The organism is Leuconostoc gasicomitatum LMG 18811 (assembly GCF_000196855.1).
Taxonomy (GTDB): Bacteria; Bacillota; Bacilli; order Lactobacillales; family Lactobacillaceae; genus Leuconostoc; species Leuconostoc gasicomitatum.
Map to the genome: position 1 here is coordinate 399,225 of NC_014319.1, position 24,505 is coordinate 423,729.

Below are 24,505 nucleotides of genomic sequence, written 5' to 3' on the forward strand. Positions count from 1 at the left end.
CAATGTCTAATAACTTCAAAGGAATCGCGGCAAGTAATGGGATAGCAATTGCTAAAGCTTATTTGTTAGTTGATCCAGATTTGTCTTTTACAAAGACAACAATTACAGATGTGACGGCTGAACAGGCACGTGTCGACGATGCTTTGAAGGCTGCTAGTGCTGATGTTGAGATCATTAAATCTCGCGCTGAAAAAAACTTAGGTGCTGATGAAGCACAGGTATTCGAGGCGCATTTAATGGTTCTGTCAGATCCAGAAATGTCTGGCGCATTCAAACAGAAGATTGCTGATGATAAAGTGAATGCTGAACAAGCAGTCAAAGAAGTGACAGACATGTATATTGGCATGTTTGAAGCTATGACTGATAATGCTTATATGCAAGAGCGTGCAGCAGATATTCGTGATGTGACTAAACGTATTTTGTCACATCTTTTGAATGTGGCATTGCCTAACCCGGCTCTAATTGATGAAGAAGTCGTTCTAGTATCAAAAGATTTAACGCCTTCTGATACTTCTCAACTTGATCGTCAATTCGTTAAGGGCATTTTAACTGATTTGGGTGGTCGCACAGCACATGCTTCAATTATGGCACGTACATTAGAAATTCCTGCAGTGGTAGGTTCTGAAGTAGCTACGCAAAAAATCACGGCAGGTGTGACAGTGATTGTCGATGGATTAACTGGTGACGTGATTGTTGATCCAGATTCAGAGACGTTGGCAACTTACCAACAAAAAGCCGCTAATTATTTGGCTCAGCGTGCAGAATGGGCCTTATTAAAAGACCAACAATCTGTTAGTGCGGACGGTAAGAACTTTGTGTTGGGTGCTAATATTGGCTCACCTAAGGATATGGATGCTGTATTAGAAAATGGTTCGGAAGGCGTTGGTTTATATCGTACTGAATTCTTATATATGGAATCAGATCACTTACCAACCGAAGACGAGCAATTTGTTGCCTATAAAGCAGTTGTCGAAAAGATGGCGGGTAAGCCAGTTACTGTGCGTACCATGGATATTGGCGGTGACAAAAACTTAAGTTATTGGAAATTACCAAAAGAGGAAAATCCTTTCTTAGGTTATCGTGCCATTCGTATTTCTTTGGATCAAACAGAAATTTTCCGGACACAGTTACGCGCGTTGCTACGTGCATCTGCTTATGGTAATTTATGGATTATGTTCCCAATGATTGCTACGTTAGGTGAATTCCGTGCGGCTAAAAAAGTCTACTTAGAAGAACGCGCTAAGCTTGAAGAAGCTGGCGTGTCAATGGGTGAGATCAAGCTAGGAATTATGATTGAAATTCCAGCAGCAGCCGTTTTGGCAGATAAATTTGCCAAAGAAGTTGATTTCTTCTCAATCGGTACAAATGATTTGATTGGTTATACAATGGCCGCTGATCGTGGTAATGATAAAGTTGCCTATTTGTATCAACCTTATAACCCATCTATTTTACGTTTAATTAGTAACGTCATTACAGCAGCTCACAATGAAGGCAAATTCGTTGCGATGTGTGGCGAAATGGCTGGTGACCCGATTGCTGTACCTGTTTTGATGGGTATGGGATTAGATGAATTTTCAATGAGCGCGCCATCTGTTTTGCAGACACGTTCGTTGATGAAAAAGCTGAATACTGTTGACATGAAGTTGTTAGCTGAGAAAGCCTTAGACGCGGAAACCAATGATGACGTTATTGCATTGGTTGAAGCAGCGACAAAATAATGTGTTACAATTTTAAACTAAATTAATATAAATCAGAACAACTGCAAATATGACTTGAATGTTGAAGTCGAGTTTGCAGTTGTTTTTATTTGTGTTTTTTTGTAACCATTTGCCATTTTGTTCGTTATATCTATGAAAGGGGGGAATATGAAAATTAATCACTATGAAAAAGAACTTATCAATATTGCAAATGAAATCATTGGCTTTTTGATTAATAATGGCGCTAAAAAAAATGATGCGCAAGACATCATGCAGGATGTCTTTGTAAAATTACTTCAAGCAGATATTCTATTGGCACCAGATAAACTAAGACCATGGCTATATCGCGTTGCGTTATCGCGTTTTTACGACATTTATCGTCGACAAAAACGTTATCGTGATATTTTGCTAGAACAATATGCACAATATTCTGAAGTTGAACCAATACTGGCAGATTATAGTGGTTTACAACGCGCATTGGAAAAATTAAATGATTACCAAAGCGCGTTGATTGTATTATATTATGATGATCGAAAACACATCAACGATATCGCTATGATATATGATGTCAGTTCATCTAAAATTAAAGTCGATTTATATCGAACGAGACAGCAACTAAAAGACATAATGATGGGGTATGAAAATGAGTGACAATGTTAATTTTGAAAAGATTATTAAAACAGAGAAACGCAAAAAATGGTTAAAAACAATAGCTGTTTCTGGTGCAGCAACAGTGATAATTGGAGGTAGTGTATTCTATGCTATTCATAAACAAGTAGGCATACAAATGGCAAAACAAGCATCAAAACAACAACGGCAATTTAATATTGATGATCTTATATCTTCGCCAAACATTATATCGACTTCACAATATTTTTCAATGACAAAAACAACACAGAGCACATTGAAAAGTGATCGTGAAAAAAATATTGATGGTTACCGTGTTGCCTACCCAGAAAAAAATGTGACATTTAACACGCATGGTGTTGAAAGTGCTTCTGCACAAACACCAAATATTTATAATAAAAATCCAGCAACTAAAGAAATCATTGCCACTAACCGGCAGTCACAACAAAAAGAACCACTATTTTTCAATGTGAAGTATGAACATGCATACCAATCTGAAAAAGATAAAAAAGAATTGTTAGCGTCAAGTATACCAACGCATGAGGCCGAAACATTAAGTCAGTTATCAAATACTTTAGGTGAAGTGGCAATTACTTTTGATAAACGCTATTCCTATGATGACATTCGACAAATGATGCCCGAAAATGTCATGATTAATTATTATTGGTTAGGGATTCATAGTGATAAATTGGATACAATGAGTGCGGCAGGGTCTTACATTGGTTTAAATGCTAGTGATGATGGTACTGGAAAGTTGACTGAGGGAGCTGAAGTAAAAGCAGGAAAAAATGATTTTTCTGGTTATCAAGGACTAAAAAGTGCGTTAGAGCAACAATCTGGGCAACGAACGGTTAATGATATTGATATTGCAAAAGACGGTCAAAGGCAAATGTCAAAGAACCTCAAAACAGCAAAGTTTGCTGGTGTAATTGTGACTGGTCGGACACAGAATTTAGCTAAATTGGATAATCAAAAGTATACATTTGCGACAAATGTTGGTGTTACAACACCAATTATGCCATATCAAGCCCCTATCAAATAACTTCTATCACAACCACCGTTTGGTGGTTGTTTTTGTGTTAAAATATAACTTATGAAGATTCTAGCATTTGATACAAGTAACCAACCACTGACAGTGAGTTTGGCGGAAGATAATCAGGTAAAACGTGTTTTTTCAACCAATGAGGCGCGTAACCATTCGATTCAACTTTTACCTGCAATTCAGGAAACAATTGCAGCTCAAAATTGGACGCTGACAGATATTGATCGCATCGTAGTTGCGCAAGGTCCAGGCTCATTCACTGGCTTGCGAATTGGTATTACTGTGGCTAAAGTATTAGCTGATACTTTAAAAATAGATCTTGTTGGTGTCTCTAGTCTCGCTGTGTTAGCAGAACAAGTAACGACACAAGGGCTGATTGTGCCCTTGTTTAATGCGCGTAATGAGAATGTTTTTGCCGGTGTTTATCGCGAAGGCAACAATATTTTAGCTGACGCACATCAGCCAATTGCTAATTTATTTAACTGGTTGCAGACTTTTGATGAACCAATTATTTTTTTAGGTGATACTGATGTTTTTTCTGCGCTTATTATTGAGACATTTGGCACGCGGGCTCATATGTTAACGCCAAGTGAGAGCTTACCAGATGGCCACGGTATTGTATCGTTAGGCATACAGGCAAGCCCAGTCACCAGTATTGCTGACTTTAACCCACAATATTTGCGTAAAACACAAGCAGAGTTGAACTGGCTTGCCGCACATCCTGGTGAGGATAACCCTGAAAATTATGTTTTTGAAGTTTAATCGCAATAATAAATTACCAAAGATACTCTTTAAATTTGAACAAAAATCTGTTGATTCAAAAGGCTATTCATTTACGCTACGACGAGCTAATGTTGAAGATATTGATATTCTTGTGCATATTGAAGAGGCTGTGTATGCTGGCACTGCGCCTTGGCTACTGCGCGATTTTTTGAGTGAACTGTCACGACCAAATGTACGTTTATATTTGGTTATGGAACGTAAGGGGCAAGTGATTGGTTTTGCCGGTGTTGCCTATCAGCGTGATCAACGTGATATGCACATCACAAACATTGCAATTGTGCCAGTTTGGCAAAATAAAGGGTTAGGCACCCTGATGATCAATGAACTACTTGATTTCTCAAGAAAGCTAGGTGTTGACTCTATGAGTCTAGAAGCACGTGCTTCAAATCGTAGTGCCATTATGTTGTACTCACGATTAGGTTTTGAACAAAGTGGCATCAAAAAAAGCTATTATATCGGTGATCACGAAGATGCAATTTCAATGGTAAATAATCTTGATAGTAAAACGCGCAACAATTGAAGATAGTAATCGCATATTTAATCTCGCAAATGCTGCGTTTGTGCCATCACCTTGGCCTAAATCAGTGTTTGAACATGAATTAAAAAGTCCGCGAAGCCAGTATTTTATACTTGATGGTGGATTTTTAGGTATGACGCAGATTTTAGATGAAGTTGAAATTAATAGCCTTGCTGTTCATCCCGACAATCAGAATCAAGGCATTGCGCAACAATTATTGACAACTGTTCTTGCTTTACCAAATGTCACACGTTTTTTGTTAGAGGTAGACGAATCAAATGTAGCAGCTATTTGTCTATATGAAAAAATGGGATTCAGTGTCTACTATCATCGTGAAAAATACTATAAAAATGGCCATGCTGCTATTATGATGGAAAGGAAAGTGTCCGTAACGAATTAATTCGTTAGGTGCACGAAACATATTATGACTAAAATTATATCGTTTGAGTCAAGTGCAGATGAAACCAGCGTGGCAATTGTTGAAGATGGCTGTACAATATTAAGTAATGCGGTTGCGACACAAATTAATTCACATCAACGATTTGGCGGTATTGTGCCCGAAGTGGCTAGTCGTCATCACATTGAGTGGATAACACGTGTGTTAGATGATGCACTGCAGACAGCTCATGTTAAACCAACAGAACTGGATGCTGTGGCTGTTACCTATGGCCCAGGTTTGGTAGGGTCATTACTTGTTGGTTTGATGGGAGCAAAGACTTTTGCTTTAGCACATAACTTACCAATTATACCGGTTAATCATTTAGCAGGACATATTGCTGCTGCCAATTTTAATACACCAATTATATATCCAGCACTAGCATTAATGGTTTCTGGTGGACATACAGAGTTGGTTTTAATGCGCGAAGAAAATAGTTTCTTAGTTCTCGGAGAAACACGAGATGATGCTGCCGGAGAAAGTTTTGATAAGGTCGGGCGTTTACTTAAACTTCCCTATCCAGCAGGTAAAACAATTGACGATATGGCCCACCTTGGTCAAGCAACGATTAAATTTCCAACGGCTATGGCGCATGAGGATAATTATGATTTTAGTTTTTCTGGCCTAAAAAGCGCTGTGATTAATTATGTTCACCACGCAGAACAAAAAGGTGAAACGATTAATCGCAATGACTTGGCTACTAGTTTTCAAAATGCGGTTGTGGATGCCTTATTAGGTCGTACGCGTCGTGCGTTACAAGATTTTCCAGTGAAAAGTTTTGTTTTGGCAGGCGGGGTGGCAGCGAATTCACAATTACGCCAAACATTGTCAGAACTGTTAGAACAATTTCCAAATACACAATTTATACCTGTACCGCGACAATATACTGGAGATAATGCTGCGATGATTGGGGCAGCCGGTTATTGGAATTATAAAGAGAAAAAGTTCGCTGGATTAGACCTTAATACAAACCCTGGATTAGATTTTGAGTTACTTGAATCATAACAAGTTTGTGAATAACTCACTATCTTTTGATAAAGAGCCTGTTTTTATGGTATAATTGTTATGCAAAAGTTCACAAAGTGAATAAAACATGCAACATGAATATATGTCCGGATCTGTTAGAATTTTCTGATGAATCTGGCACACAATAAACTGGAGAAACTTATGACACAACAACCTAAAATTCCACGTGCAACAGCAAAACGATTACCTATTTATTACCGCTATTTGACGTTTTTACATGATGCTGGCACAAATCGCATTTCGTCAGCTGAACTGAGTGATGCCATTAAATTTGATGCAGCGACGATTCGTCGAGATTTCTCTTATTTTGGTGCCTTGGGTAAACGAGGTTATGGATATGACGTTAAAGCATTGCTTGATTTTTTTGCAAATGTGCTTGACCAAGATAGTTTAATTAACGTTGCTTTAATTGGTGCCGGCAACTTAGGGCAAGCTTTGATGAACTTTAACTTTCACCAATCATCAAACATGCGTATTTCTGCTGCATTTGATGTTGATGAATCACGTGCTGGTACGATTTTGGCTGGTGTACCAATATATGCCATGACTGATTTAAAAGAACAGATGACGGCACAGCGTATTAATATCGCGATTTTAACCGTTCCACAAGAAGTTGCACAAGATATCACAAATCAACTTGTTGATGCTGGTGTTAAGGGTATTTTGAACTTTACACCATTACGTGTAACTGTACCAACGGGTGTTCGTGTGCAAAACGTTGATTTAACAAACGAGTTACAAACATTGGTTTATTTTATTGATAACTACGGTTCAATTACGACAGGATTATAAATCGCATGACCATTTTAAATTTAAACGATACAGAAAAAGTTAACGCATATCAAAGTTTCGTACGTGAAGATCCACGTGGTCAAGTAACTCAAGACCCCTTGTGGGGAGAATTAAAAGCTAATTGGGGGCATGTCTATGTTTATCATGAAACAGATGGGCAAATAGATGCCGTCTTAACTGTGCTAACTGTTGAGGCTGTTCCAGGCAAACTATTGGGATACGCAGGTCGAGGCCCCATTGGAGACGTGACAAATATTGCGCTCATAAAATCGTTGCTTGAAGAAGCACTTGCGGCATTACCAGAAAATGTATTTTTAATCCGTTTAGATCCTGAAGTAGCGTACAGTGACATATTGAATGATGCTTACCAAGCAGCTGGATTTGTGACACGTAATCGCGATATTAAAAATATGCATGGTAATATACAACCTCGGAAAAATGTTGTTTTGTACTATGATGGTCGCGGAGAGGGTGCTGTACCAATTACCAATGATACTGAATTAATGACGCATTTTAAAAGAGACTATCGTAATCAAATCCGTCGTGCTGCAAAAGATGGCGTCACGGTGACGAGTGGTGATACACAAGATGATGTACGCGCATTTTTTGATACGTATGTGATGATGGCTGCTGCACAAAATATTACGCATAGACCAATAGATTACTTTCTACATATGCAAAAATTGTGGCAAAATACAGGATTGTTTAAAGTATTTTTAGCACATTTTGAAGGTCAAGTCATTGCTAGTGGTATTGGTTTTAGTTATGGAGATGAAATTTGGTATATGTATGCTGGATCTAATCGACAATACGCAAAACACTATGGCCCTTATGCGGTACAATGGGAAATGTTGAAGTGGGGATTATCACTTGGCAAAGTTGAATATGACTTTGGTGGGGTTGGTGATTTTGTACCCGAAGATGGTCTTTATAAATTCAAACATGGTTTTGCGTATCATGACCCACACGCTGAATATATTGGTGAATTAGACTGGGTAGTTGATGAAATGGGCTATCAAGAGTATCTCAAGCAATTTGATTAAGTCTGTCAGCAGTTGACGGCTTTTTTTTATGGCATATGATATAATTAATAGATTATATTGGAGCAGTTATGTTGAATTTAAAAAATATTTTTATTAAGTATCAGTCGTTTTTGTTATACGTTATATTTGGTGTATTAACAACAATTGTTAATATCATTGTTTTCTTTATATTATACAATATGCTCCATACTGGTCATAATATAGCCTATGTTGTTGCTTGGTTTTGGGCAGTTTTATTTGCTTATCTCACAAATCGAGTCTGGGTATTTCATTCGACAAGTACGACGACCGCAAGCATTATAAAAGAAGTTTGGCAGTTTTATTTAGCGCGTGTTTTGACGGGGATTATTGGTTATTTTATATTGACATTTGGCGTAGATTTGCTGCGTCAAGATGCAAATATTTGGAACATTATTCAAAATATATTTGTAATTGTTTCTAACTTTGTATTGAGTAAATTAATTATTTTTAAAAAGGACAATGAACATGACAATTAAAATGATTGCATCTGATATGGATGGCACGTTTTTGACAGCCAATGATACATACAGTCAGGGGCGGTTTGAACGCATATTGGATAACTTAAAGGCACGTGATATGAGATTTATTGCTGCGTCAGGACGTCAAGTTAAAAATTTACAAGAACTTTTTGAACCAACAATTTCGAAGGGCTATGAAATTGATTATGTTGGATCAAATGGTGCGATGGTTGCAACGCATGAAGAACAACTTTATTCAGTACATTTGTCGCCAGAACAACTGCATAAAGTCATTGATTGGAACGCTAAAAATCCAGATTCGGCCGAAAATATTATTATTATGACTGGTGATAAGGCAACCTATGTCTCAAATCATGCTACCGGACCTGTCGCAAAAATGGTATTTCAATTTTATCCAAATGTGAAACAAGTTGAAAAACTGATGACAGTTGATGATCATATTTTGGAAATCACCTTTGTATGGCCAAATGATGAAGTACAACAACATGTGTCAGAATTACGAGAGATATTTGGTGACGAGTTACATGCTACTGGTTCTGGTTTTGGCTCAGTTGATGTTTTAGGTAAAGGTGTTGATAAAGCTGCTGGTCTACAAGTATTGCAAGATTATTATAATGTGCTTGATCGTGAGGTCATGACTTTTGGTGATAACGGAAATGACCTAGAAATGCTACAGAAGTATGAGCATGGGTATGTTATGCCCAATGCAGACAACTTTATGCTTGAAGTGATACAAAAAAAAGCCCTTAACACGAACGTCAACGATGGCGTGTTAGAGACAATTGAAAACTATTTGAGTATTTGAAAGCGCACAAGCGTTTTTTTTATCGTTTTGGTTTTGGAGATGCAAATCGATTAACACCAATTGATACAAGGACACCAATAAATGTATCAATGATACGATCAATCACATAAAGTACAGTGGCACCTGCCGGAATATTTAGTGAAATCATTAGCAGAGCTGCAAGTGCACCAATGACACCACTATTGAAATTAAAGCCATCCAAAAAGACAATTGCAATAATAACAAGTAATGGCAGAAAAATCATTGATACCCACGTTGCATTATGTGTTTGTGCGTGTACTAAGAAATAAATTAAGGCGAGTAAACCACCAACTGTATTTGAAACCAGACGAATTTTTGCAAAACTCAGTGTTTTGTCCCAACTTTCACGTAACGCAAAGACAGATGCCAATGCAGCAATAAAAGGGGGCCGATGGAAAAAATAAAAAGCCGTGATAATAATCATAACGGCCAACGCTGTTTTTAAAGTACGTAGTCCTATTCGAAATCGACCAAACTGCATAACTACCTCCACTAATATTCTTGTTATTTTAGCATAAAAAAATGGTAAAATCTATGTATCATAATGGAAAGGAATTGTGACAGTCGCTATGTTCATTAGTATAACTTGTCACAAATTAAAATAATGTCAAATATAACAATAGATTTACTCAATAATCATAAGTCAATTCGCGCATTCACAGATCAACCAGTGTCTGATGAAATAGTTAAAACAATTTTGACAGCAGCGAGTGCAGGACCAAATATTAATAATTATCAACCCGTAACATTTGTTGAAATTACAGATCAAGCGCTAAAAGCTGAGATAACTACCCAAGTTGGTATGGCATACATTGAAAGTGCTATGCGTTATTTTGTCGTGACAGTAGATTTTAATAAAGATTTGATTGGTTTGACACCAGAGATACGCAAACAGGCTGAAGAGGTGTTGTCAAGTTATGCTATGCTTGAAGGCGGTATTATTTCTGCCGGGATCGCACTTGGTCGTGCACAAGTTGCAGCGGAATCACTCGGACTAGGTAGTGTGACAATGGCTGGTGCCTTACGTGCTTTTGAACTGTACGAAGAAAAGTTGCAATTACCAAAATTAGTTAAAGCCGTCATGGGATTTTCGATTGGTTATCCGGCACAGGAGCCAGGGATCAAACCTAAACTACCACTAGCTGGTACGTGGATGAAAAGTCAATACAGTCAGAAACAAATGGTAGATGCTGTTACGATTTATGATAAGACGATGATAAAATATTACGCAGCTCGTGGTATAGATAGTTCTTGGACACAAAATAATGCTAAAATGTTGACACGTAAGCAAGATTTTTCACAACTTGGAAAATATCCTAAGCGTAAAGGATTCACATTAAATTAAAAATAGTGTATGACAATTTGTCATACACTATTTTTAATTGGGTTTAATATTTTTTCAACTAAGTGCGTTAATGGCCCCAGTCCAAATGTTGAAATAAATTGAAAGCGATAGTTCCAGCGTAGTTTACCTGAAGCTATTTCTGAAAAATAAAAATTAATTAATAATTGAATGCCATCAATATTTGCTTGTTTTTCAATATCATTTTTTGTCAGTAAGCTTAAATTATAATTCTCAGATGATGTTGTGCATAAAAGGTGGGCAAGTTCGTGAGCAATACGAAATTCATAGCTAAAGTTAGATTGATAATTATTGTTAATGATAATAGCTTTTTTTTGTATATTCACGACGTCCGGATCGTATGTTGTGCCAGAAAGATGAATAATTGTAATATGGTTTAAATCTATAATATTTTCTAAATATTCACGACTAGCATTACTTTTAAAATCATATGACATGGTTAATCATTTTTTGCGTCAGGCAGTGTCTTTAAAACTGAAAGTATAGCCTGTCGGTATTTCGGAGAAAGATCTTTACCCTCAAATGATAAAAGAATATCAGTATTTTCTAGTTGTTCGCCAAGATCAATATGTGCTGATGGTGTTTCGGCAGATTTATTTTTTGTAATGCCAGCTAAATTTAAAATATCATCATTTGAAATTCGAAGGCCACTTGCAATTTTGTATAGCGTTTCTACCTTTGGAATGTTTTTATTACCATTTTCTATTTGTGATAAATAAGCAGGAGAAATATGACCTTGCATAGCGGTTTGACGCACTGTAAAACCTTTTATTTCACGTATTTTTTTAAGTTGCGAACCAAACGTTTCTTTAGTTACCATAATTTCATAAGTATCCTAATCGTATTATTGTATACAATTATAAAGGAAACATAATACAAATGTAAAACAAACACTAGGAAAAGTGTTTGACAATGTGATACACAATTTGTATAATAACAGTATCATAATAATTTTAAGAGGGTAAAGTATATGGCATTCACACTTAAGTTTCGTGATCCAGTCAATGTTAAAGGAAAAATTGCCATGAAAGGTGAAAGTGTAGCAGGATTTGCACGACGAATTGAAGTAAACTATTCACTAATGATTGAGTATCTCAATTGTAAAAAATATCCATCGCCACCTACAGCTAAAAAAATAGCCGAAGGTTTAGGATGTGAAATTGAAGACATTTTTTTCATTTGAACGTTTACTAATGTGATATATACTATTGTAATTAATATTATTATTGTGTTATAGTTGTACTTTAATTGTCAAACGTCTGCTAGGATTGTTGAAAGCAGATGTTAAGAATTTTTGTTAGGGGTAGGGGACACTAAATGGAAAAATCAAAAAAGCACTATAAGTTATACAAATCGGGGAAACTATGGATTACAGCTGCTATAGCAGTCGGTATGTTTAGCGTGACTTCTGTGACAGCACAGGCAAGTAGCAGTGCCAACGCAATGACTGCTGGTCAACCAACACAACGGGTAGTGCCAACACAGCAAGTAGATACAAAATCGCAACTTATTGATAACAAGCCGGCTGAAAATGTTAACACGAGTGATCAATCAGTTGATGATACTAAGTTAAATCAATCAGTTGATGAGGCTAAAAAAGCAAATGTAGCAGTTACCGAGGATAATAAGGCAGCAAAAACAACAGAAATCCAAGGAACTGAATCTGCTGACGCTAGTGCACAAGTGACTGCAGCACAAGCATCAGATAAAGCTGATTATGCACAACAAATTACTGATCTGAATGTAGCTAAGGAAAAAGAAGTTGCGTACGAAAAGGCCGTAAATACTGGTAAGAAGGACAATATTGATGGGAAAACACAAATTGCAACTTCTAGTAATACTCAGGCGCTGAAGTTAGATAAAAGTAAACCAGTTGATGAGAGCACCCCTACTGGGAATATCCAGCCAACCAATGTCTATTCTGGTTCAGATGAAAAAGCTTCACCTAATATGGCTAGTAGTACTAAGGTATGGGAATACTCCGGTAACCAAGTGATCGGTGCTACGATTACCAAAAATTGGGCGAAAGCTGGGACAATTGCTATTAGAGATTCGAGTGGCCAAATTGTAGAAAAATCAGTTGATTTGAATGAAACATTTCATGATTTTCAAGTTCAAAACGGGAACTGGTCAGATACATCTGATTATCATGATCAAGGGATTCCCAAAGTAACTATCAGTAGTAATGCAGTTGATAATGTTGAAATGTGGAATGTCAATTGGCAAACAACATTTTGGTTTACTTATAGTGGGACAAAGCAAATCGTCCCTATTTCCAAATTGACGGGTAGCAATGACGATCCTAAATTTTATTTTTTGAGTGCTTCTATAAGTGGTTCATTATATACTGGAGCGAAAAATCCAACACAATGGGAAGACGGTAACTGGCAACCTAATGAGCGTGAATATGTTCAGACAAATGATGCTAGTACGGTAGTTATTCAACCAAATTCTACAGTCGGGTTGGAGACGTTGGCTCAAAATGGTGTGGTGACAAATCTGCCTCATGGCATGGGATATACACAAACTGGTGCAGTATATCCAAAGACTGATGATGATGATCCCGATGTCTACGCATTACAAGAAGGCGTATCATTTGCGGACTTTAATACTGATAAACCGACACTCTATTTGGGTGCTGTACCAATTGAGAAAAGTGCACGTTGGTGGCACAGTAACCATAATATGAATTCGGATGAACTAGCCTTTGTTCAAAAACCAAAAGCGACATACCATAAAGCTAAGATTTCTCATACACAAGTACCAATAGTCACAATAAATGAAAAAATTAATTATGTAGACGAGTTTGAGAATCCTATTCATACTGTTTACGATACGAATAACGCAACGAATAAAAAATTTGTTACGATAACAAGAACAACAGCTGATGGCAACCAATATCAGGAGATGTGGGTTGCAACTGGTGAAGTAGCTAATCCTAATATCGTTAGAACAACGACTAAAGACGTTAATACTGGAAAAGATGTCATTGATGAGGTAATAACAAATACTGGTTGGACAATTGCTGATGCAGGTGTGTTTCCTGCAGTTAGAAATCCAATAATTACAGGTTACCACGTTATAAAAACGACAGATGCTGCTCAAGATTTAAATGAGACGACAAATCAAACAGTAACAAATACCGAGCCCAATCAATTACGTGAAATCACAGTTATTTATGTTCATAATAACGAAAAAGCAATAGTATCGTATATCGATGATAATACTGGTAAAACATTAGAAACAAAAGAATTAATTGGTAAATATGGTACGACAGATCAATATCGTACAGCAGGCACGATTAAAAACTATGAAGATAAAGGCTATGTTTTAAACACTGATAATCCTACAGCTGCAGATAATTATCCTCGAGATGGTATTACATATGATCAGGATGGTGTGATTCAAAGTTTTGAGGTTCACTTAAAGCATACGAGTGAAACGATCAGCCCAAGTCATCCAAAGACACCAGGGGACGCGATTAATCCGAACGATCCAGCGAGTCCAAGTTGGCCAAAGGAAACAGGTGACGTTGAACGCGCCGGCAGTCAAACGGTGAGTTATAGTGGGGCCGGTGACAAGACACCGGGCGCAGTGGTGACCACAGACGCGCATGCGTTCCAACGCGAAGTGACGGTCGATAAAGTGACTGGCGCAGTGACGCAGACGAGTGATTGGACAACGCAGACCTTTAAGAGCGTTTTGACACCAACGGTTGAAGGCTATCATGCGGATAAGGGCGTCGCCGGTGGGTTAACAGCAACCGTCGACCAGCCAGATGTGAAGGAAGCGGTGGTTTATACAGCGAATGGGAAGCTCGTGCCAGTCGATCAAGATGGGCAAGAGATTCCAGGCGCAGACCAACCCATCTATCCAACCGATCCAACGGATCCAACCAAGGTGGTACCAAATGAAGCGGTACCAGGCGTTGAAAACTACACCCCAGATGCGACCACACCGGTAACGCCAAGTGATCCGAGTGCAGATACGACAGTACCGTATCACAAGAATGGTCAAATCACGGTTACTGATAACACTAAGAACAATAATGATGTTAAACCGAACAACAAACACACTATAAACAAATCGTCTACTGTTAATCAGCAGACAAAAACGTCGAATAAAGCAAGAAATGATGAACATACAGGTAATGTCTCGTTACCAAAAACAGCAGTCGCAGAACACTCTAACAATGGTGTTCTAGGAATGATGAGTTTGGGACTTATTGGTATGATGTCGGTAATTGTTAAAAAGCGTCGTAAATAATATAATGAATAATGAAAAAGATTGTTTTTTAAATGGGTCAATATTTGAAAACAGTCTTTTTTATATGTTAAAATGAAAGCGCATACAATTTTAATAACATATTATGTCAGCATATGTAGCAAATAAGCTATTATATGAAAAGGAGAATTAGACAATGACAGTGTTGATTTTACAACCAGAACTTCATAATAAGATTTGGGGTGGTACAAATCTGAAACAATTCAATTATGATTTAGCATCTGATCATGTTGGCGAGGCGTGGGTTATTGCAGCGCATAATAATGGTGTTTCAACCGTTATTAATGGCCAATATAAGGGTAAAACATTAACCGAAATATGGAATGAACAGCCGGATTTGTTTGGTGGCCATGATGAAAATCAAGAGTTTCCATTGTTAGTTAAAATACTTGATGCACATGAAAACTTATCAATTCAAGTGCATCCAAATGATAAGCAATCCTCAGAAAATTTTGGGAAAACTGAAAGTTGGTATATCTTAGATTCAACACCCGATGCCAAATTATATTATGGTCATTATGCCACTGATCAAGCTGATCTTAAAAATCTAGTAGCAGAAAAAGCATGGGATAAACTATTACGAACAATTCCTGTTCAAAAAGGTGACTTTTTTTATGTCCCTGCTGGTACATTTCACGCGTTAGGTGCAGGTGTATTAGCTTTGGAAATTCAACAGAGTTCTGATACGACCTATCGTTTTTATGATTTTGATAGAGTAGATTTGACAACAAACAAGTTACGTCCACTGCAGATTGAAGAAGCTATCGCAGTGACAAAAGTACCGCACGTTGATCCGATTTTAAATCAACGGACCCGTATCCAAGGCAGTACAATTTTAACACGGCTTTTAACATCTCCTAAATTTACAATTGATAAATTATCAGTTCGTGGTTTAAGTAACTTCAATCAGCACCATTCTTATGAACTTTTTAATGTTATTGCCGGAGAAGTGACATTAACTGACAATGAAACAACATATTATCTCAAAAAAGGTGATAATTTTATTATGTTAAAAGACACTGGTAATTATACATTAGATGGTCATGGGGACATCATGGTTAGCTTTGTAACACCGGATAGTTATAGTAATCAAGAACTAGCCTATTTAGATAATTAAAGAATCTTGTAAATTTTCAGAAAGCTGCGTGTAATTTTTACGATTAAAGCGTGTAAAGTGTAATGAAAGCGTTTACTTTCTTTCATAACTAGCGTATACTAGTAAATGTAAATGATAGTACAATATATTATCATGAAAGCGTTTACAATTTGAGAGTACTCCGTTATAATCAATAGGTAAACAATTTATGTAGAAGGAGATTATCGATGGTTAATCTTATTGTTGCCAGTCATGGTGACTTTGCAAAAGGCATTTTAATGTCAGGTTCAATGATTTTCGGAGAACAAAAAAACGTCGAAGTCGTCACGTTTCAACCCACAGAGGGACCAGACGATTTAGATAAGCATTATCAAGAAGCATTAGCAAAGTTTGATAATGATGATGACACATTGTTTTTGGTCGATTTATGGGGAGGATCACCGTTCAACCGAGCTAGCTTAATTCAAAAGCAAGATGCAGAACATAAAGCAATTGTTGCTGGTTTGAATTTGCCCATGCTTATTGAAGCATATGGTGGTCGACTTGGGATGAACACAGCGGCCGATTTGGCCAAGTATTTAGTACCAGTTGCCAAAGATGGTGTTCGTTCTGTTCCAGAAGCGGAAGAAGAGAAGCCAAAGGCGGTTGTAAAAGCTGACGCAACAGCTGGCTTAAAAGCAGGTCACATCAATATAAAATTAGTACGGTTAGACACACGACTGTTACACGGTCAGGTTGCAACTGCTTGGACACCAGATTCAAAAGCAAACCGTATTATTGTTGTTTCCGATGCAGTTGCTCACGACGAATTGCGTAAGAGTTTGATTCAACAAGCTGCACCTAACGGAGTTCAAGCTAATATCGTACCAATTAGTAAAATGGTAGAGGTTGCTTCTGATGACCGCTTAGGTGGTGTTGATGCGTTCTTATTGTTTGAAACAGTGGAGGATGTGCTAAGAGCCGTAGAAGGTGGTGTGCCAATTAAATCGCTGAACGTTGGTTCTATGGCACATTCAGAAGGCAAAACGATGGTTAACAAAGTGTTGTCAATGGATAAAACAGATGTTGCAGCCTTTGAGAAGTTGCGTGACATGGGCGTTGTGTTCGATGTTCGTAAGGTACCAAGTGATAACAGTGCGAACTTGTTTGATTTAATTAAGAAAGCTAACGTTAAGTAATTTAAAAAACGTTTATTAGGAAAGGTGTTTAAACTATGTCTATAATCGCAATGGTTTTAGTCGTAATCATTGCCTTCTTTGCAGGTATGGAAGGTATTTTGGATGAATTTCAAATTCATCAACCATTGGTTTCGGCAACATTAATTGGATTGGTTACTGGTCATTTAACAGCAGGAATTATGCTAGGTGGTTCATTACAAATGATCGCCCTTGGTTGGGCCAACATTGGTGCCGCTGTGGCACCAGATATTGCGCTAGCCTCAGTTGCTTCGTCAATTATCATGGTTAAAGGTGGTAACTTTACGTCAACTGGTATTGGTGTTGCCGTTGCTTCAGCTATTCCATTGGCTGTTGCTGGTTTGTTCCTAACCATGATTGTTCGTACAATCGCTGTTGGTTTGACCCATGGCGCTGATGCGGCAGCCAAGGAGGGTAAGTATCAGACCATTGAACGCTTACATTTGGTTGGTATCTTGCTACAAGGTTTGCGTATTGCTATTCCGGCTGGTTTGTTAATTGCTATTCCAGCTTCTGCAGTGCAAGCGGCACTAACTGCAATGCCTGCTTGGCTTACCGGTGGTATGACAATCGGTGGTGGTATGGTTGTTGCGGTTGGTTATGCAATGGTTATTAATATGATGGCAACACGTGAAGTATGGCCATTCTTTGCTATTGGCTTTGCCTTGGCTGCTGTTAGTCAGTTAACATTAATTGCTCTTGGTGCCATTGGTGTTTCACTTGCTTTGATTTACATCAATCTATCAAAGATGGGTGGCAATAATGGCGGTGGTTCAAATGGCGGTAATTCGGGTGATCCGGTTGGCGACATTTTGAACCAGTATTAGAAGGGAGCGATACGATGACTGAAAAGATTGAACTAACACGTAATGATCGTTTGTCTGTCGCATGGCGTTCACAATTTTTACAGGGTTCATGGAACTACGAACGTATGCAAAACGTCGGCTGGGCGTATACTTTAATTCCAGCTATTAAAAAGTTATACACAACAAAAGAAGACCGTACAGCCGCTTTGAAGCGACACTTGGAATTCTTTAATACTCATCCATATGTTGCTTCACCTATTATTGGTGTGACGTTGGCTTTGGAAGAAGAACGTGCCAACGGTGCTGCAATTGATGATACTGCGATTCAAGGTGTTAAAATTGGTATGATGGGTCCTTTGGCCGGTATTGGCGATCCAGTCTTCTGGTTCACCGTTCGTCCTATATTAGGGGCACTGGGTGCTTCATTAGCACTTTCAGGAAACATATTGGGTCCAATCTTGTTCTTTGTTTTGTGGAACCTGATCCGTATGTCATTTATCTGGTATACACAAGAATTTGGTTACCGCGCTGGATCTGCTATTACACAGGATCTTTCAGGTGGCTTGTTGAAGGATATTACTAAGGGAGCGTCAATTCTTGGTATGTTTATCCTAGCAGTCTTAGTGGAACGTTGGGTTTCGATTAAATTTGCTGTTTCATTGCCAGCTAAGAAACTAGCCGAAGGTGCTTACATTAACTTCCCTAATGGTTCAGTTACTGGTGGTAAATTACAACAAATATTGGCCGATCAAGCTTCTGGATTGTCTCTGACAAAGATGGCACCCAATACGTTGCAAGCTAACTTAGATAGCTTGATTCCTGGATTGATGGGCTTGTTGTTAACATTCTTGGCTATGTGGTTGCTTAAGAAAAAAGTTTCACCAATTGTTATGATTATAGGCATCTTTATCTTTGGTATCTTGATGCGTGTACTTCACATTATGTAATTTAATAATTGAATTAATAAAGTGCGCTCGCCAATTTGACGAGCGCCTTTGTACATATTGCTTGTTTAAATAATTGTTGTCATGATACAAACAAGCATAGAAAAAAGGGGGACAAATAAATGGTACAATCTCTGAATAAAAAGGTAGAAATCACTGCGCAAGGCATCTCCTTTTTGGGTATTGGCGCACAATATGGTAAGTTCTTAATTGGTGACAAAGCTTTTGAATTTTTCAATGACAATAATGTTGATGATTTTATTCAAATTCCCTGGGATAACATCACAGCCGTGTACACCAGTGTATCTTCAAATAATAAAGTGAGTCGGCGTTTTCGAATAGAAACTGATAAAGGCAAGTTTGATTTTTCGTCAGCAGAATCTGGTCGATTATTAAAAACAGCACGTGGGCATATTGGAAATGATAAAATACTAAAAAATCCAACAGTTCTAAAGCGATTATCGATGATGTTTAAGAAGAAAAACAAGAAGGGCGTTTAATGAAATTATTGCAGAAATTTCAAGTTGTACGTTATTTAACAATTGTTATTGCCTTAGAAATTGTCGCGGTGAGTATTAATTTTTTCTATGTACCAGCGAAAGTTGCTGCAGGCGGTGCGACAGGTTTTGCCATCTTGATGTATGAGTTAGTTGGTTTTGACAGAGCAATCACAGTTTTGGTTGTCAATTTACTGATGATTATCTTGGCGGCGATCTTTTTAGATCGTGGCACAACTGCTCGTATTACGTTTGGTAGTTTAGTATTACCAATATTATTAAAATTAACACCAAGTTTTCAAATATTGACAGATCGGACTTTTGCAGTATTAGTTGGTGGGACCATTTTTGCCATAGGCGTTGCAATGCTTTATCGTGTTGATGCTTCTAGTGGTGGAACAGCCGTGCCACCTATGATTTTAAAAAAATACTTTAGAATTGCGCCGGCATTATCACTATTAGTTATTGATACCGTTGTGTCTCTTGGCAACTTATTAACAGAGGGACTCGGGGCATTAATATTGGCAATGTTTTCTTTGATCATTACAGCAGCCGTAATGAACTACATAGAAACAGGATTAGATCGTCGCAAGATGATTTATATTACGAGTAATGCACGCATCGAAGATGTGAAAGTCTATTTAACTGAAAATGAAACTAGTTATACGGTGATGGGTGTACATGGTGGCTATACAGGCGATGCGCGTGAAATGTTGATGGTTATCTTAGATAACCATGAATATAATCATTTAGTGCGCGGCCTGCATGCAGTAGATCCGCAAGCGTTCATAATTGCATATGACATAAGCGAAGCACATGGTGGGACATTTGTGTAATTAAAAGTATCACTATAAATGTGATAAAAAGCGCTTCAAATTAGTGAGATAAAACCTAACCAATTTGAGACGCTTTTTATTGACAATAAATGCCAAAGTGATATACTTAAAGTTGTATTTAGCACTCAATTAAAAAGAGTGCTAAAACTAAAAATCGGAGGTGTTTTCTCATGTTAAAGCCATTAGGTGATCGCGTGATTATTGAAGTAACAGAAGCTGCAGAACAAACGGTTGGTGGCATTGTGTTAGCAAATAATGCTAAGGATAAGCCAGTAACTGGTAAGATTGTTGCTGCAGGCACAGGATATGTATTAAATGATGGGTCTGTTCGTGAATTAGCAGTTAAAATTAACGACGAAGTATTGTTTGACAAGTATGCAGGACAAGAAGTATCCTTTGAGGGTACAGATTACCTCGCACTCCATGAAAAAGATATTGTTGCAATTGTAGAATAAATAACACAAATAATCGACGTCAAAAATTAGTATTAAATAAAAAATTCTAAAGAGGTATTTTAATAATGGCTAAAGAATTAAAGTTTTCAGAAGATGCACGTTCAAAGATGAAGGCTGGCGTTGATAAGCTAGCTGACACAGTTAAGACGACAATTGGGCCTAAGGGACGTAATGTTGTTTTGGAACAGTCATATGGCGCACCAACCATTACAAATGATGGTGTCACAATTGCCAAAGCGATCGAACTTGAAGATCACTTTGAAAATATGGGTGCAAAGCTGGTGGCTGAAGTTGCTTCAAAAACAAATGATATTGCTGGTGACGGCACAACAACGGCTACTGTTTTAACACAAGCAATTGTGGCTGAAGGTTTAAAGAACGTGACTGCTGGCGCTAATCCAGTTGGCATACGTACCGGAATTGAAAAGGCTACTGCTGCAGCTGTTAAAAAGTTGCATGAAATGTCACATACGGTTAGCACAAAAGCAGAAATTGCACAAATTGCATCAATTTCTGCTTCTAATGAAGAAGTTGGCGAATTGATTGCTGAAGCCATGGATAAAGTTGGCAATGATGGTGTGATCACAATCGAAGAATCAAAGGGTATCGAAACAACCTTAGATGTTGTTGAGGGTATGCAATTTGATCGTGGTTATATGTCACAGTACATGGTGACCGATAACGATAAAATGGAAGCCAACTTGGATAACCCATATATCTTGATCACAGATAAAAAGATTAGCAATATTCAAGATGTTTTGCCAGTATTGCAGAGTGTTGTTGAACAAGGCCGTGCATTGTTGATTATTGCTGATGATATTACTGGTGAGGCTTTGCCAACACTCGTTTTGAACAAGATGCGTGGCACATTCAGCGTTGTTGCAGTTAAGGCGCCAGGCTTTGGTGATCGTCGTAAAGCCCAATTAGAAGATATCGCAGTTTTGACTGGTGGTACTGTCATTACTGAAGATCTTGGTTTGAACTTGAAAGATGTTACTATTGATCAACTTGGACAAGCAAGTAAGGTTAATGTTTCAAAGGATAACACAACAATTGTTGAAGGTTCGGGTGACAAAAATGCGGTTGCCACACGTGTAGACATTATCAAGCAACAAATTGCTGAAACAACTTCTGACTTTGATCGTGAAAAGTTACAAGAACGTTTGGCAAAGTTGGCTGGTGGTGTTGCGGTTATCAACGTGGGTGCTGCAACTGAAACTGAATTAAAAGAACGCAAGTATCGTATTGAAGATGCTTTGAATGCCACACGTGCCGCTGTTGAAGAAGGTTTCGTTTCTGGTGGTGGTACAGCGCTAGTTAACGCTATTTCAGCTGTGACTGCTTTGTCAGAAGAAGGTGATGTTCAAACTGGTATTAATACTGTTATTAAGGCCTTAGAAGCGCCAGTTCGTCAAATTGTTGAAAATGCTGGTTTTGAAGGATCAGTGATTGTTAATAAGTTGAAAGAACAAGTTGAAGGCTTTGGTTACAATGCCGCAACAAACGAATGGGTAGATATGATTGCAGCTGGTATTGTTGATCCAACTAAAGTAACGCGTTCAGCTTTGCAAAATGCTGCATCAGTGTCAGCTTTGTTGCTAACAACAGAAGCCGTTGTAGCTGAGTTACCAAGTGATGATTCTGTACCAGCCATGCCACAAGGTGGTATGCCAGGTATGATGTAATTTAATTTTAGTTTTATTGTTGTCATTAATTATAAATATTTTAAAAACGGGTGCTAGGTTATGATACGTAGCACCCGTTTTTTGTATATAGCAGATTATGCCATATATTAAATTTGATATTATTTTCACAATAAACTATAATACTATCAATGACTTTACTATAAGATATTTACGGGAGAAATGATGATTATTTATTATTCTTTAACTGGGCATACTAAAAAAGTAGCGCTAGAAATTGCCAAAAAAACTGAAGATGAGCTTTACGAAATACAACTTGATAAACCATATAAAAGTAACCCCCTTGTTTTGGCGCGGTTTACAAGAGAAAAAGCAAAGGGTGTTATCCCAACTGCTCATAAAATTGATATAGACGACGATGTGATCTATTTAGGTTATCCTATGTGGGGAGGGGATATGTCTTTAGCGATGCAAGGATTTTTAATGGCAAATGATTTATCAGGTAAACATATTAAACCGTTCATTACAAGTGGAAAAAGTACGCTGGAAATGAGTTTAAAGACACTAAAAAAGTTAGCACCTGATGCAATGATTGATGCTAACTTTAACCCTGACATGTTATAACCACAGAATTATTTATGCTAAGGCACCCATGGGATCCCATGGTGCTAATAGTTTTGGTGTGGCATTATCGTAGATATTGACTAATTCTGGACCAAGATATTCTTTTTTGACAACAACTTGATAGGCGTATTCGCTCATCCATTCATCTGACATTGTGAAGTAACCATTTTTACCAGCTTCTTCACCCCATGAGTTTTCAACTTGCCATTTTATTGGGTGACCGTTCTCATCCAAATCAACACCCGTCAAAACCATGGCATGTGTCATTAAGCTATCACCATAGGCTAAACGTTGTGCTTTTGTCATATCTGAATGAACTTGGAATAAGTCATCTGTGGCAAAAATACCGTCAGCCATGAGACCGTTTGCACGATCGACTTGTGGACCCATGTCAACACCGAACCAGACGGATTTGCCATCTTTTAGTTGCGCGATAGCAAATGATTTCATTGTTTCAATAGGCACATTTAAATGTTTCACTTGACGTCCACCAATAACATTACCTAACATGTCAACATTGTACGTTGCATTGAAAGGCTTATCTGCGGTTGGCGCGTTAATAATTGATATATATTCTGACAAGTCCCAGTTAACAAATTTTTCAAAGTAAGTTTGTGGTGTTAACTGTCGTTCAATTTGAAATTGCTTTTCAGTATCACGGTATTCAAAATCAAAAGTGACTGGTGGTTCACCAAATGTAATCGATAGGACACGATAAATATGAGATAACATATTTTTACGAGTGCTGTCTATATCATGCTGTGATGATTTTTGAGACACAAGGTCACGTAAGATAATCGCATCATGGCGTAATAAAGTGTTAAATGTTATGTTAAACTCATGAGAATCTGATGATGCCGCTGACTCTGGGTAAACAGATTGAGGTACGACACCGTATTTTTCGATTAGTGAGACAATCATATCCCACTGACCACCATCTTGTTGTGGCGTTGCCATTAAAAAAGAAACTTGGCGTGAGTCAAGAGGAGAATTAGCAGTGTTTAGCACATTTTCGTAAAAGTAATTCGCCTTTTCAAATTTATCCCAAAAAAAAGTGTAGCTTTGAGACAATTGAAAATCACCATCTAAATGAAATAAATCTTTAATATCATGACGCATCGTATTAAGTGCGGCAAACATCCAGCAACGGCCAGATTTTTTCTGATTAGCTACTTTACCTGTGTTCAAATCAATTGAAAAAGTCGGTACATTTGCATTAACAATTTCTTGATTAAAACTTGCATTGTGAATCCCGTTTTTTGTGGTAGCACGACGAGCGATTGTCGTTAACGGTGATTGTGCTGATTGTTTAAATTCAGTGAGTTGTTGTTTTGTTATTTCTGAAGACATTATGAGCTCCTTTTTCATATAAATACAATATAACGCGATTAAGTATAAAGAACAAGTACTTGTGAAATAAAACTAATCAGGAGACACACAATGATTAAACTTGCTTTACAGCCTCGTGTTAT

27 protein-coding genes are annotated in these 24,505 nt (G+C 37.7%); 23 read left to right on the plus strand and 4 right to left on the minus strand.

The genetic code is table 11. The features are described 5' to 3' along the window. Positions 1 to 2 precede the first annotated feature (2 nt). The 11 genes from ptsP to LEGAS_RS02020 all read left to right on the plus strand — a co-directional run bounded on the left by ptsP (position 3) and on the right by LEGAS_RS02020 (position 9,268). Positions 3 to 1,718, plus strand: a complete 1,716-nt coding sequence (gene ptsP, locus LEGAS_RS01970) for a phosphoenolpyruvate--protein phosphotransferase (protein WP_013231245.1) — start codon at positions 3 to 5, stop codon at positions 1,716 to 1,718. Between the two features lie 147 nt (positions 1,719 to 1,865). Continuing rightward, entirely contained in the window at positions 1,866 to 2,348 is a 483-nt protein-coding gene (locus LEGAS_RS01975; protein ID WP_010386332.1) for an RNA polymerase sigma factor, read from the plus strand. Further along, positions 2,341 to 3,366, plus strand: coding sequence for an anti sigma factor C-terminal domain-containing protein (locus tag LEGAS_RS01980; protein ID WP_013231246.1), 1,026 nt, complete (start codon positions 2,341 to 2,343; stop codon positions 3,364 to 3,366). Before LEGAS_RS01975 ends, LEGAS_RS01980 begins: the two co-directional genes overlap by 8 nt. 51 nt (positions 3,367 to 3,417) lie before the next feature. Then, complete coding sequence (tsaB, locus tag LEGAS_RS01985; protein WP_010386334.1) at positions 3,418 to 4,128, plus strand: tRNA (adenosine(37)-N6)-threonylcarbamoyltransferase complex dimerization subunit type 1 TsaB; 711 nt, start codon at positions 3,418 to 3,420, stop codon at positions 4,126 to 4,128. Continuing rightward, positions 4,112 to 4,669: a ribosomal protein S18-alanine N-acetyltransferase gene (gene rimI, locus LEGAS_RS01990; protein ID WP_010386336.1), complete on the plus strand. Its 558-nt coding sequence runs from the start codon at positions 4,112 to 4,114 to the stop codon at positions 4,667 to 4,669. Before tsaB ends, rimI (LEGAS_RS01990) begins: the two co-directional genes overlap by 17 nt. Continuing rightward, positions 4,644 to 5,066 (plus strand): ribosomal protein S18-alanine N-acetyltransferase, encoded by a 423-nt coding sequence (rimI, locus tag LEGAS_RS01995; protein ID WP_010386337.1) that lies wholly within the window; start codon positions 4,644 to 4,646, stop codon positions 5,064 to 5,066. Before rimI (LEGAS_RS01990) ends, rimI (LEGAS_RS01995) begins: the two co-directional genes overlap by 26 nt. 24 nt (positions 5,067 to 5,090) lie before the next feature. Beyond that, entirely contained in the window at positions 5,091 to 6,107 is a 1,017-nt protein-coding gene (gene tsaD, locus LEGAS_RS02000) for a tRNA (adenosine(37)-N6)-threonylcarbamoyltransferase complex transferase subunit TsaD (protein ID WP_010386339.1), read from the plus strand. Between the two features lie 162 nt (positions 6,108 to 6,269). After that, a complete protein-coding gene (locus LEGAS_RS02005; RefSeq protein ID WP_010386341.1) occupies positions 6,270 to 6,920 on the plus strand; it encodes a redox-sensing transcriptional repressor Rex in 651 nt (216 codons plus the stop codon). Between the two features lie 5 nt (positions 6,921 to 6,925). Beyond that, the gene (locus LEGAS_RS02010) at positions 6,926 to 7,963 is read left to right on the plus strand and encodes a lipid II:glycine glycyltransferase FemX (protein WP_013231247.1); all 1,038 of its coding nucleotides are present in this window, start codon (positions 6,926 to 6,928) and stop codon (positions 7,961 to 7,963) included. Between the two features lie 68 nt (positions 7,964 to 8,031). Continuing rightward, positions 8,032 to 8,460, plus strand: coding sequence for a GtrA family protein (locus tag LEGAS_RS02015; RefSeq protein WP_010386285.1), 429 nt, complete (start codon positions 8,032 to 8,034; stop codon positions 8,458 to 8,460). Then, the gene (locus tag LEGAS_RS02020; protein ID WP_013231248.1) at positions 8,450 to 9,268 is read left to right on the plus strand and encodes an HAD-IIB family hydrolase; all 819 of its coding nucleotides are present in this window, start codon (positions 8,450 to 8,452) and stop codon (positions 9,266 to 9,268) included. Before LEGAS_RS02015 ends, LEGAS_RS02020 begins: the two co-directional genes overlap by 11 nt. A gap of 19 nt (positions 9,269 to 9,287) precedes the next feature. Here the strand turns inward: LEGAS_RS02020 and LEGAS_RS02025 are convergent, their stop codons facing one another. After that, positions 9,288 to 9,770, minus strand: coding sequence for an FUSC family protein (locus LEGAS_RS02025; RefSeq protein ID WP_013231249.1), 483 nt, complete (start codon positions 9,768 to 9,770; stop codon positions 9,288 to 9,290). Between the two features lie 123 nt (positions 9,771 to 9,893). Between LEGAS_RS02025 and LEGAS_RS02030 the strand changes: the two genes are divergently transcribed. Next, on the plus strand, positions 9,894 to 10,634 hold the full coding sequence (locus LEGAS_RS02030) for a nitroreductase family protein (RefSeq protein ID WP_010386288.1): 741 nt from the start codon (positions 9,894 to 9,896) through the stop codon (positions 10,632 to 10,634). Between the two features lie 20 nt (positions 10,635 to 10,654). Here the strand turns inward: LEGAS_RS02030 and LEGAS_RS02035 are convergent, their stop codons facing one another. Together LEGAS_RS02035 and LEGAS_RS02040 are read right to left on the minus strand one after the other, a co-directional pair. Further along, on the minus strand, positions 10,655 to 11,089 hold the full coding sequence (locus tag LEGAS_RS02035) for an ImmA/IrrE family metallo-endopeptidase (protein ID WP_013231250.1): 435 nt from the start codon (positions 11,087 to 11,089) through the stop codon (positions 10,655 to 10,657). A 2-nt stretch (positions 11,090 to 11,091) separates the two neighbouring features. Continuing rightward, positions 11,092 to 11,472 carry a helix-turn-helix domain-containing protein gene (locus tag LEGAS_RS02040; RefSeq protein WP_013231251.1) on the minus strand — a complete coding sequence of 127 codons (381 nt, stop codon included), beginning with the start codon at positions 11,470 to 11,472 and terminating at the stop codon, positions 11,092 to 11,094. Between the two features lie 150 nt (positions 11,473 to 11,622). Between LEGAS_RS02040 and LEGAS_RS02045 the strand changes: the two genes are divergently transcribed. The 11 genes from LEGAS_RS02045 (at position 11,623) to LEGAS_RS02100 (ending at position 23,033) form a co-directional block, all read left to right on the plus strand. Further along, positions 11,623 to 11,835: a helix-turn-helix transcriptional regulator gene (locus tag LEGAS_RS02045; protein ID WP_010386290.1), complete on the plus strand. Its 213-nt coding sequence runs from the start codon at positions 11,623 to 11,625 to the stop codon at positions 11,833 to 11,835. Positions 11,836 to 11,969: 134 nt separating this feature from the next. Then, on the plus strand, positions 11,970 to 14,918 hold the full coding sequence (locus LEGAS_RS09745; protein ID WP_013231252.1) for a mucin-binding protein: 2,949 nt from the start codon (positions 11,970 to 11,972) through the stop codon (positions 14,916 to 14,918). A gap of 154 nt (positions 14,919 to 15,072) precedes the next feature. After that, complete coding sequence (locus LEGAS_RS02060; RefSeq protein ID WP_010386295.1) at positions 15,073 to 16,053, plus strand: type I phosphomannose isomerase catalytic subunit; 981 nt, start codon at positions 15,073 to 15,075, stop codon at positions 16,051 to 16,053. A gap of 206 nt (positions 16,054 to 16,259) precedes the next feature. Then, positions 16,260 to 17,210, plus strand: coding sequence for a mannose/fructose/sorbose PTS transporter subunit IIA (locus tag LEGAS_RS02065; RefSeq protein WP_010386297.1), 951 nt, complete (start codon positions 16,260 to 16,262; stop codon positions 17,208 to 17,210). Positions 17,211 to 17,245: 35 nt separating this feature from the next. Further along, positions 17,246 to 18,055 (plus strand): PTS mannose/fructose/sorbose transporter subunit IIC, encoded by an 810-nt coding sequence (locus LEGAS_RS02070; RefSeq protein WP_013231253.1) that lies wholly within the window; start codon positions 17,246 to 17,248, stop codon positions 18,053 to 18,055. A gap of 14 nt (positions 18,056 to 18,069) precedes the next feature. Beyond that, on the plus strand, positions 18,070 to 18,981 hold the full coding sequence (locus tag LEGAS_RS02075) for a PTS system mannose/fructose/sorbose family transporter subunit IID (protein WP_010389286.1): 912 nt from the start codon (positions 18,070 to 18,072) through the stop codon (positions 18,979 to 18,981). 119 nt (positions 18,982 to 19,100) lie between these two features. Next, a complete protein-coding gene (locus tag LEGAS_RS02080) occupies positions 19,101 to 19,478 on the plus strand; it encodes a DUF956 family protein (protein WP_010389288.1) in 378 nt (125 codons plus the stop codon). Then, a complete protein-coding gene (locus tag LEGAS_RS02085; protein WP_010389291.1) occupies positions 19,478 to 20,311 on the plus strand; it encodes a YitT family protein in 834 nt (277 codons plus the stop codon). Before LEGAS_RS02080 ends, LEGAS_RS02085 begins: the two co-directional genes overlap by 1 nt. A 170-nt stretch (positions 20,312 to 20,481) precedes the next feature. Then, positions 20,482 to 20,766, plus strand: coding sequence for a co-chaperone GroES (groES, locus tag LEGAS_RS02090; protein ID WP_010389292.1), 285 nt, complete (start codon positions 20,482 to 20,484; stop codon positions 20,764 to 20,766). Between the two features lie 65 nt (positions 20,767 to 20,831). After that, positions 20,832 to 22,451, plus strand: a complete 1,620-nt coding sequence (gene groL, locus LEGAS_RS02095; RefSeq protein ID WP_010389294.1) for a chaperonin GroEL — start codon at positions 20,832 to 20,834, stop codon at positions 22,449 to 22,451. A gap of 183 nt (positions 22,452 to 22,634) precedes the next feature. Further along, positions 22,635 to 23,033 (plus strand): flavodoxin, encoded by a 399-nt coding sequence (locus tag LEGAS_RS02100; protein WP_010389297.1) that lies wholly within the window; start codon positions 22,635 to 22,637, stop codon positions 23,031 to 23,033. A 12-nt stretch (positions 23,034 to 23,045) separates the two neighbouring features. On the opposite strand, the gene LEGAS_RS02105 is transcribed toward LEGAS_RS02100, so the two are convergent. Next, on the minus strand, positions 23,046 to 24,383 hold the full coding sequence (locus LEGAS_RS02105; protein ID WP_010389300.1) for a C1 family peptidase: 1,338 nt from the start codon (positions 24,381 to 24,383) through the stop codon (positions 23,046 to 23,048). Positions 24,384 to 24,505: the final 122 nt, after the last annotated feature.

What these genes read in the sequence shown, in the direction of transcription:
- LEGAS_RS02075 (WP_010389286.1), top strand. Translation starts at nt 18,070, where the DNA reads ATGACTGAAAAGATTGAACTAACACGTAATGATCGTTTGTCTGTCGCA.
- LEGAS_RS09745 (WP_013231252.1), top strand. Translation starts at nt 11,970, where the DNA reads ATGGAAAAATCAAAAAAGCACTATAAGTTATACAAATCGGGGAAACTA.
- groL (WP_010389294.1), top strand. Translation starts at nt 20,832, where the DNA reads ATGGCTAAAGAATTAAAGTTTTCAGAAGATGCACGTTCAAAGATGAAG.
- LEGAS_RS02010 (WP_013231247.1), top strand. Translation starts at nt 6,926, where the DNA reads ATGACCATTTTAAATTTAAACGATACAGAAAAAGTTAACGCATATCAA.
- LEGAS_RS02040 (WP_013231251.1), bottom strand. Translation starts at nt 11,472, where the DNA reads ATGGTAACTAAAGAAACGTTTGGTTCGCAACTTAAAAAAATACGTGAA.
- LEGAS_RS02100 (WP_010389297.1), top strand. Translation starts at nt 22,635, where the DNA reads ATGATTATTTATTATTCTTTAACTGGGCATACTAAAAAAGTAGCGCTA.
- LEGAS_RS02065 (WP_010386297.1), top strand. Translation starts at nt 16,260, where the DNA reads ATGGTTAATCTTATTGTTGCCAGTCATGGTGACTTTGCAAAAGGCATT.
- LEGAS_RS02015 (WP_010386285.1), top strand. Translation starts at nt 8,032, where the DNA reads ATGTTGAATTTAAAAAATATTTTTATTAAGTATCAGTCGTTTTTGTTA.
- tsaB (WP_010386334.1), top strand. Translation starts at nt 3,418, where the DNA reads ATGAAGATTCTAGCATTTGATACAAGTAACCAACCACTGACAGTGAGT.
- LEGAS_RS02035 (WP_013231250.1), bottom strand. Translation starts at nt 11,089, where the DNA reads ATGTCATATGATTTTAAAAGTAATGCTAGTCGTGAATATTTAGAAAAT.
- LEGAS_RS01975 (WP_010386332.1), top strand. Translation starts at nt 1,866, where the DNA reads ATGAAAATTAATCACTATGAAAAAGAACTTATCAATATTGCAAATGAA.
- tsaD (WP_010386339.1), top strand. Translation starts at nt 5,091, where the DNA reads ATGACTAAAATTATATCGTTTGAGTCAAGTGCAGATGAAACCAGCGTG.
- LEGAS_RS02060 (WP_010386295.1), top strand. Translation starts at nt 15,073, where the DNA reads ATGACAGTGTTGATTTTACAACCAGAACTTCATAATAAGATTTGGGGT.
- LEGAS_RS01980 (WP_013231246.1), top strand. Translation starts at nt 2,341, where the DNA reads ATGAGTGACAATGTTAATTTTGAAAAGATTATTAAAACAGAGAAACGC.
- LEGAS_RS02105 (WP_010389300.1), bottom strand. Translation starts at nt 24,383, where the DNA reads ATGTCTTCAGAAATAACAAAACAACAACTCACTGAATTTAAACAATCA.
- LEGAS_RS02030 (WP_010386288.1), top strand. Translation starts at nt 9,894, where the DNA reads ATGTCAAATATAACAATAGATTTACTCAATAATCATAAGTCAATTCGC.
- groES (WP_010389292.1), top strand. Translation starts at nt 20,482, where the DNA reads ATGTTAAAGCCATTAGGTGATCGCGTGATTATTGAAGTAACAGAAGCT.
- LEGAS_RS02045 (WP_010386290.1), top strand. Translation starts at nt 11,623, where the DNA reads ATGGCATTCACACTTAAGTTTCGTGATCCAGTCAATGTTAAAGGAAAA.
- LEGAS_RS02070 (WP_013231253.1), top strand. Translation starts at nt 17,246, where the DNA reads ATGTCTATAATCGCAATGGTTTTAGTCGTAATCATTGCCTTCTTTGCA.
- LEGAS_RS02025 (WP_013231249.1), bottom strand. Translation starts at nt 9,770, where the DNA reads ATGCAGTTTGGTCGATTTCGAATAGGACTACGTACTTTAAAAACAGCG.
- LEGAS_RS02080 (WP_010389288.1), top strand. Translation starts at nt 19,101, where the DNA reads ATGGTACAATCTCTGAATAAAAAGGTAGAAATCACTGCGCAAGGCATC.
- LEGAS_RS02005 (WP_010386341.1), top strand. Translation starts at nt 6,270, where the DNA reads ATGACACAACAACCTAAAATTCCACGTGCAACAGCAAAACGATTACCT.
- LEGAS_RS02085 (WP_010389291.1), top strand. Translation starts at nt 19,478, where the DNA reads ATGAAATTATTGCAGAAATTTCAAGTTGTACGTTATTTAACAATTGTT.
- ptsP (WP_013231245.1), top strand. Translation starts at nt 3, where the DNA reads ATGTCTAATAACTTCAAAGGAATCGCGGCAAGTAATGGGATAGCAATT.
- LEGAS_RS02020 (WP_013231248.1), top strand. Translation starts at nt 8,450, where the DNA reads ATGACAATTAAAATGATTGCATCTGATATGGATGGCACGTTTTTGACA.
- rimI (WP_010386336.1), top strand. Translation starts at nt 4,112, where the DNA reads ATGTTTTTGAAGTTTAATCGCAATAATAAATTACCAAAGATACTCTTT.